This window comes from Pseudaestuariivita rosea (assembly GCF_017592335.1).
GTDB classification, from domain to species: domain Bacteria; phylum Pseudomonadota; class Alphaproteobacteria; order Rhodobacterales; family Rhodobacteraceae; genus Parasulfitobacter; species Parasulfitobacter rosea.
On the sequence record NZ_JACNMP010000004.1, the window covers coordinates 180,984 to 187,295 of the forward strand.

At 57.4% G+C, this 6,312-nt stretch carries 8 protein-coding genes; 5 read left to right on the forward strand and 3 right to left on the reverse strand.

Annotated elements, in window-relative coordinates; translation table 11 throughout:
* Positions 1 to 20: 20 nt before the first annotated feature.
* On the reverse strand, positions 21 to 443 hold the full coding sequence (gene dksA / locus H7848_RS05055; protein ID WP_237072595.1) for an RNA polymerase-binding protein DksA: 423 nt from the start codon (positions 441 to 443) through the stop codon (positions 21 to 23).
* Between the two features lie 189 nt (positions 444 to 632).
* Here dksA and H7848_RS05060 point away from each other — a divergent pair, with 189 nt between their 5' ends.
* Genes H7848_RS05060 through H7848_RS05080 form a run of 5 tightly spaced genes read left to right on the forward strand, consistent with a single transcriptional unit; the run spans position 633 to position 4,651 of the window.
* Positions 633 to 1,472, forward strand: a complete 840-nt coding sequence (locus H7848_RS05060; protein ID WP_208348622.1) for an AAA family ATPase — start codon at positions 633 to 635, stop codon at positions 1,470 to 1,472.
* On the forward strand, positions 1,473 to 1,922 hold the full coding sequence (locus tag H7848_RS05065) for a GNAT family N-acetyltransferase (RefSeq protein WP_208348623.1): 450 nt from the start codon (positions 1,473 to 1,475) through the stop codon (positions 1,920 to 1,922). It begins immediately after the preceding gene.
* Positions 1,919 to 3,292: a DUF2927 domain-containing protein gene (locus H7848_RS05070; RefSeq protein ID WP_208348625.1), complete on the forward strand. Its 1,374-nt coding sequence runs from the start codon at positions 1,919 to 1,921 to the stop codon at positions 3,290 to 3,292. Before H7848_RS05065 ends, H7848_RS05070 begins: the two co-directional genes overlap by 4 nt.
* Positions 3,289 to 3,462 carry a hypothetical protein gene (locus tag H7848_RS05075; RefSeq protein ID WP_208348627.1) on the forward strand — a complete coding sequence of 58 codons (174 nt, stop codon included), beginning with the start codon at positions 3,289 to 3,291 and terminating at the stop codon, positions 3,460 to 3,462. The genes H7848_RS05070 and H7848_RS05075 overlap by 4 nt, the downstream gene beginning before the upstream one ends.
* A 4-nt stretch (positions 3,463 to 3,466) precedes the next feature.
* Positions 3,467 to 4,651, forward strand: a complete 1,185-nt coding sequence (locus H7848_RS05080) for a vWA domain-containing protein (protein ID WP_208348628.1) — start codon at positions 3,467 to 3,469, stop codon at positions 4,649 to 4,651.
* A 49-nt stretch (positions 4,652 to 4,700) separates the two neighbouring features.
* Here H7848_RS05080 and H7848_RS05085 read toward each other — a convergent pair whose 3' ends face one another.
* Positions 4,701 to 5,339: a hypothetical protein gene (locus H7848_RS05085; RefSeq protein WP_237072588.1), complete on the reverse strand. Its 639-nt coding sequence runs from the start codon at positions 5,337 to 5,339 to the stop codon at positions 4,701 to 4,703.
* Positions 5,340 to 5,369: 30 nt separating this feature from the next.
* Positions 5,370 to 6,113, reverse strand: coding sequence for an alpha/beta fold hydrolase (locus H7848_RS05090; RefSeq protein ID WP_208348629.1), 744 nt, complete (start codon positions 6,111 to 6,113; stop codon positions 5,370 to 5,372).
* Between the last annotated feature and the right edge of the window lie 199 nt (positions 6,114 to 6,312).

The window sequence follows — 6,312 nt, forward strand, 5'->3', positions numbered from 1 at the left end:
TGCCCTTGCGTTGCAAAAGATCAATCGTCGCGATGGACCTTTTCGCGCCGTTCATGGCGTTCCTGCGCCTCAAGGCTAAGCGTCGCGATGGGCCGCGCGTCCAGCCGTTTCAGCGAAATCGGTTCGCCCGTTTCTTCGCAATATCCATATTCACCTTCGTCGATGCGACGCAGGGCGGAATCAATCTTGGCCACCAGTTTGCGCTGACGATCCCGGGTGCGCAGCTCAAGTGCGCGGTCGGTCTCTTCGCTGGCGCGGTCGGCGATGTCTGGAATATTACGACTGCTGTCCTGCAAGCCTTCAATGGTGTCCTTGCTGTCGGCCAACAGTTCGTTTTTCCAATTCAGCAGCTTGCGTCGGAAATACTCGACTTGACGTTCATTCATGAACGGTTCGTCTTCGGCTGGACGATAGTCATCCGGCAAGAAAACTTCAGCTTTCATCTCTGCTCCCTCATGCAGATCGGATTGTGAGTCACCAAGGTGATCGGTCATCCGTAACCCTCCCACCGCGCCATTTATCGCAGGCAGGCACGACTGTCACTAGGCAAAAGCCAGACAATTGTTCACAGTTGCGCGTTTGCATTCGTCCGCTAGTATTTGGCAAACAGATAACAACCAGGACCGAGGCAGATGAGATTTACCGGAACAGAAACCTATGTGGCGACAGACGATCTGACCGTCGCCGTCAATGCCGCCGTCACGCTGGAACGGCCACTGCTGGTCAAGGGGGAACCGGGCACGGGCAAGACGGAACTGGCGCGTCAGGTGGCCAGCGCGCTTGGGCTGCCGATGCTGGAATGGCACATCAAATCGACGACCCGCGCGCAGCAGGGGCTTTATGAATACGACGCCGTCAGCCGGTTGCGCGACAGCCAGTTGGGCGACGCGCGTGTGCATGATGTGAAGAACTACATCAAGAAGGGCAAGCTGTGGCAGGCGTTTGAGGCCGACGGCAAGACGGTGCTGCTGATCGATGAAATCGACAAGGCCGATATCGAATTCCCGAACGATCTGCTTCAGGAACTCGACCGGATGGAGTTTCATGTTTATGAAACCGGCGACACCATCCGCGCAGCACAACGGCCTATCGTGATCATCACGTCGAACAACGAAAAAGAACTGCCGGATGCGTTTTTGCGCCGGTGCTTTTTCCACTACATCCGTTTTCCGGATATGGACACGATGAAACGCATTGTTGCGGTGCACCACCCCGGCATCAAAGACGCACTTCTGACCACCGCCCTGACTCAGTTTTACGAGCTGCGCGATACTGCGGGGCTGAAGAAAAAACCGTCTACGTCCGAGGTGCTGGATTGGCTGAAACTGCTGCTGGCCGAGGATCTGAATGCCGAGGACCTGAAGCGCGACGGGGCGAATGCCCTGCCCAAACTGCATGGCGCGCTGTTGAAAAATGAACAGGATGTGCATCTGTTCGAACGTCTGGCCTTTATGGCGCGCGGACAACGGTAGATGACGGTCGAAATTCGCCCGCTGCGGGCCGACGACAGACCACATTGGGATCGTCTGTGGACGGCCTATTTGGCGTTTTATGAAACCCAGTTGCCGCAGCACATTTATGACAGCACGTTTCAGCGACTTCTGGGCGATGATCCGGCGGATTTTTCCGGGCTGATTGCGACGCTGGACGGTCAGCCGGTGGGTCTGGTGCATTACCTGTTTCACCGTCATTGCTGGCGGGTCGAAAACACCTGTTATCTGCAGGATCTTTATGCCGACCCGCAGGTGCGTGGTCAGGGCATTGGGCGCAAACTGATCGAAGCGGTCTATCGGGCCGCTGATGCACATGGGACACAGAGTGTTTACTGGTTAACACAAGAGTTCAACACAAACGCCCGCTATCTGTATGATAAGGTTGGGGAAGTTACCCCGTTTGTTAAATATCAAAGGCCCGTGGAATGATTCGTTACAGCTTTATTGGTCTGATCCTGCTTCTGGCGGCATGTGCGCCGGGGGGAAAGGACGTCGCCGGTCGCGCGGTGCCGATTGATGAACAATTGCCGCCCATGCGGGTTTTCAAGTCAGTGCCGGCCGCCCCGCCCATACGCTCTAATGCTGAAATTGCGCGCGATTTTCTGGATCTGACCTTTCAGCTGGAAAGCGGCCGCAAGGTGCCGTTTCTAACACGGTTCGAAGGGCAGATTTCCGTACGTGTGACGGGGCGCCCTGCTCCGCCCAGTCTGATGCCTGATCTGAAGTCCTTGCTGGAACGCCTGCGGTCCGAGGCCGATATACCAATTCAGCTGACCAGCGCGCGGGATGCGAATATCACCGTTGAAATCATTAGCCGCGCCCAGCTTCAGCGCACGGTGCCAAATGCGGCCTGTTTCGTCGTGCCACGTGTGAACAGCTGGTCGGGGTATCGCAGCAAACGTCGCAGTGTAACCGTCGACTGGGCGTCGCTGACCAAGCGGGAACGGATTGCGATTTTCATCCCCGCCGACACCAGCCCGCAGGAAATCCGCGACTGCCTGCACGAAGAAATTGCCCAGGGGCTTGGACCACTGAATGATCTCTATCGCCTGCCCGACAGCGTCTTTAACGACGATAACTTTCATACGGTCCTGACTGGTTTTGATATGCTGATCCTGCGGGCCTATTACGACCGTGACCTGCGCAACGGTATGACTCAGGAACAGGTGGCCCGTGCCCTGCCCGCGATCCTGAACCGTCTGAACCCCGCCGGTCGCGCGCGCGGCATTGCCAGCGCCCCTGCAACCCCGCGCAGCTGGATCAATGCCATCGAAAGCGCGCTTAGCCCCGGGCGCAGCCCCGCCAGCCGCCTGTCCAGCGCCCGCCGTGCGCTGAGCATCGCCGAACGCAACGGCTGGAACGATAACCGTCTGGCCTTTAGCCACTTCATTCTGGGCCGGCTGCAGATGGGGTCAGCCAACACCGCGTCGGTCAACAGTTTTCGCAGGGCCGATGATGCCTATGGCGCCAGCACGACGACCCGCCTGCAACAGGCGCATGTCGGTGTGAATCTGGCGGCCTTTGCCCTACGTCTGGGCGATGGGGAAACCGCCGTGCGTCTGGCTGACCGCCATATTCCCGCAGTACGGCAATCGGAAAACGCGGCCCTTCTGGCGACATTTCTGATGATGAAGGCCGAAGGGCTGGATTTACAGAATAAACCCGATCAGGCCCGCGAAATCCGTCTTGAAAGCCTGGGCTGGGCCAGATACGGGTTCGGCTCGGACCGCGATGTTCGGGGCCGCCTGAACGATATCGCGTCCCTGACGAAGGCAAGCAAACAGGATACCGGACTGTGAGTTTCTATTGGTGGCTTCTACTGTCGACCGTTCTGGGCATAGCTTTTGGCGCGGGTCTGGCGGTCTTTCGCAAGGGTGGCACGCTTGATATCGGGCATTATGCGCTGGTCTTCGGTGTGATCTTTTTTGTGCTGGGTGCGGCCGTTCTGACCGCAGTAGCCCGGATTTAGGCACATGTTCCTGCCGTTTTTCGAGACTTTGCGAAAAACCGGCGTTCCCGTCAGCTTGCGCGAATACCTTAGCTTTCTTGAGGGCATGAAAGCGGGCCTGGTCACCTATGATGTTGAGGGGTTTTATTATCTGGCCCGCGCCGCGATGGTCAAAGATGAACGCAACATCGATAAATTTGACCGCGCCTTTGCCGTCAGTTTCGAAGGGCTGGAACAGATTTCGCTGGATCAGGTGCTGCAGGCCGTCGATCTGCCGGCTGAGTGGCTGGAAAAGATGGCTGAAAAGCACCTGAGCGACGAAGAAAAGGCCGAGATTGAGGCGCTTGGCGGGTTCGACAAGCTGATGGAAACGCTGAAAGAGCGGCTGAAAGAACAGGAAGGCCGCCATCAGGGCGGTAATAAGTGGATCGGCACCGCGGGCACCTCGCCATTTGGTGCCTATGGCTATAACCCCGAAGGCGTGCGCATCGGTCAGAAGGAAAGCCGTCATCAGCGCGCGGTCAAGGTCTGGGACAAGCGCGAGTTTCGCAATCTGGACGACACGGTCGAACTGGGCACGCGTAATATCAAAGTCGCGCTGAAGCGCCTGCGCCGGTGGGCGCGTGATGGTGCGGCTGATGAGCTGGATCTGGATGGCACGATCCGCGCAACGGCCGAACACGGCTATCTGGATGTGAAAACGCGCCCCGAACGGCGCAACGCGGTCAAGGTGCTGCTGTTTCTGGATGTCGGCGGGTCGATGGACCCGCATATCAAGGTGGTTGAGGAACTGTTCAGCGCCGCGCGGGCCGAATTCAAGCATCTGGAATACTACTATTTCCACAACTGCCTGTATGAGGGTGTCTGGCGCGACAACCGCCGCCGCTGGAACGCTCAGACCCCCACGCATGAGGTCCTGCGCACATATGGCCCGGATTATAAGTGTATTTTCGTAGGCGATGCCTCGATGTCGCCCTACGAGATCCTGTACCCCGGCGGCGCGAACGAACACTGGAACGCCGAGGCCGGCCAGGTCTGGCTGACCCGCGCCCGCGACCAATGGCCGGGGAACCTGTGGATCAATCCCCTGCCCGAGAAATACTGGGAATACACCCACTCGATCAGCATGATCCGCGATATCTTCAACGGCCAAATGGTCCCCATGACGCTAGAGGGCCTGGACCGCGGGATGCGGGAGTTGAGGCGTTAGGGTTGGCAGCGTAGGTTCGGGGCAGTGCAGATTTCTGAGCAGCGGCGGATCATTCCGTCTTCGTCATCTCTTCGCAGAAAATCAGATAGTCTTCGGGTTTCAGCGTTGTTGGCTTTATCTCAAAAACACCCAGACGGCCGATCATTTCTTTCAGGGGGGCGAACTGTTCGACGACATGGTAATGCAGTCGGCGTTTGTAGTCGTCCATCAGAACGGTCACAGGTTTCTGGCAACTGACCAATGACGCCAGAAAACATCCGGTTCTGACACGGCCATCGATCAAGATCAGGTCAGGGTGTTGGAAATCGGGGTGTTGCCATATGCCGAACGGATAAAGGTGATACGTCCGCCAGCCGCTGGTATTGCGGGGCCTGCCCCATTTTCCGGTCGGGCCGATATCCTGATGATGCAGGGTCAGTTTTGCTTTGGGTGGGTTTCTATCGAAATAGTCCACCATCTGCGTGTACCAGTCCTGGGCATTTTCCACCGAAAAGATAGTCTTACCGGCCAGAGACGCCGCATAGGCCGTGGACCCACCCATGCCATACTCCAGAATCGTATCAGCATTGTCATAGAAATCCCTGATCGCGGCTGAGACTGTCTGAGTGAATGACATCTCGGGCACCCAAGGGGTTTGTGGGCTGTCGTCTGTTTCGGATGCTTGTTCCGGATCGGCGGGTTTGCTCATCATCATTGTCCTGTTCGGCATATGTGATGTTTATTCAGTCTGACCCAGCCCGTCCAGAAATTGCAGATAAAGCGCGGCGGTTTCAGTGGGTTTGTCCATCATCGGAACATGGCCGCAGTGATCCATGATGCGAAGGGTGTTGTCGGGTAATGCGTCGGCCAGCACCTGAGCGCCTGAGATGTGGAAAATCCGGTCTTCACGGCACCAGGCGGTAAAGGTCGGCTGCTGGATTTGTGGGGCAATGGTCAGCAGCGGAGTATCGAAAGAGGCGTGCACCTCTTGCCAGACGCGCATGTTGTGGGCGGCCAATGCGGCTTCGTCTTTGGCCCAGGTCTGAACTATGACGGCTGGCAGAAATGGCGTTTCGGGGAAAAGCCAGTCCATCCGGGCATAGAAATCCTCTTCGCTTTGAACGACCAGTGGGGAGCCGCCCTCGGCCATTGCAATTTCCATATCGCTTGGCGTTAGGGATTTGACGCCAAGGGGGCTGCCGATAAAAGCTAGGCTGAGCAGGCGGTCGCCCAGAACAGGCGCAAGTGGCCCGGAAATCTGGGCCCCCATCGAATTTGCCGCAATGTGAAACTGTTCCAACCCAAGCGCGTCCAGCACTGCCATCAGATGCTGACCCTGTCGGTTCAGGGCATAGTCGCCCGCTGGCAAAGCCTGATTGTCCGCGAAACCCGGCAAATCAAGCAGCACGACGTGATACCGATCCATCAGCGGGGCGGCGAAATCGATCCAGTGTTCCTTGCGGGCATATATACCGTGGACCATGACCACGGTCGGGCCGCTGCCGCCTTCAAGATAATGAATGGGTCCAACCGGAGTTTGGACGACCTTTTCCTCTAGAGCGTGATGAAATCGACCTGAATCAAGGGGGATTCACATAGGCTTATTTTGCTGATTCACTGTCGCCGACCACAAGATGGAGGGCGAGCAGTGGGTAAGGCACTTTCGATGGACCTTCGGGAGA

Excerpts from the sequence above, each read along its gene's own strand:
- H7848_RS05080 (WP_208348628.1), top strand. The coding sequence starts at position 3,467 with ATGTTCCTGCCGTTTTTCGAGACTTTGCGAAAAACCGGCGTTCCCGTC.
- H7848_RS05065 (WP_208348623.1), top strand. The coding sequence starts at position 1,473 with ATGACGGTCGAAATTCGCCCGCTGCGGGCCGACGACAGACCACATTGG.
- H7848_RS05090 (WP_208348629.1), bottom strand. The coding sequence starts at position 6,113 with ATGGTCCACGGTATATATGCCCGCAAGGAACACTGGATCGATTTCGCC.
- H7848_RS05060 (WP_208348622.1), top strand. The coding sequence starts at position 633 with ATGAGATTTACCGGAACAGAAACCTATGTGGCGACAGACGATCTGACC.
- dksA (WP_237072595.1), bottom strand. The coding sequence starts at position 443 with ATGAAAGCTGAAGTTTTCTTGCCGGATGACTATCGTCCAGCCGAAGAC.
- H7848_RS05085 (WP_237072588.1), bottom strand. The coding sequence starts at position 5,339 with ATGAGCAAACCCGCCGATCCGGAACAAGCATCCGAAACAGACGACAGC.
- H7848_RS05070 (WP_208348625.1), top strand. The coding sequence starts at position 1,919 with ATGATTCGTTACAGCTTTATTGGTCTGATCCTGCTTCTGGCGGCATGT.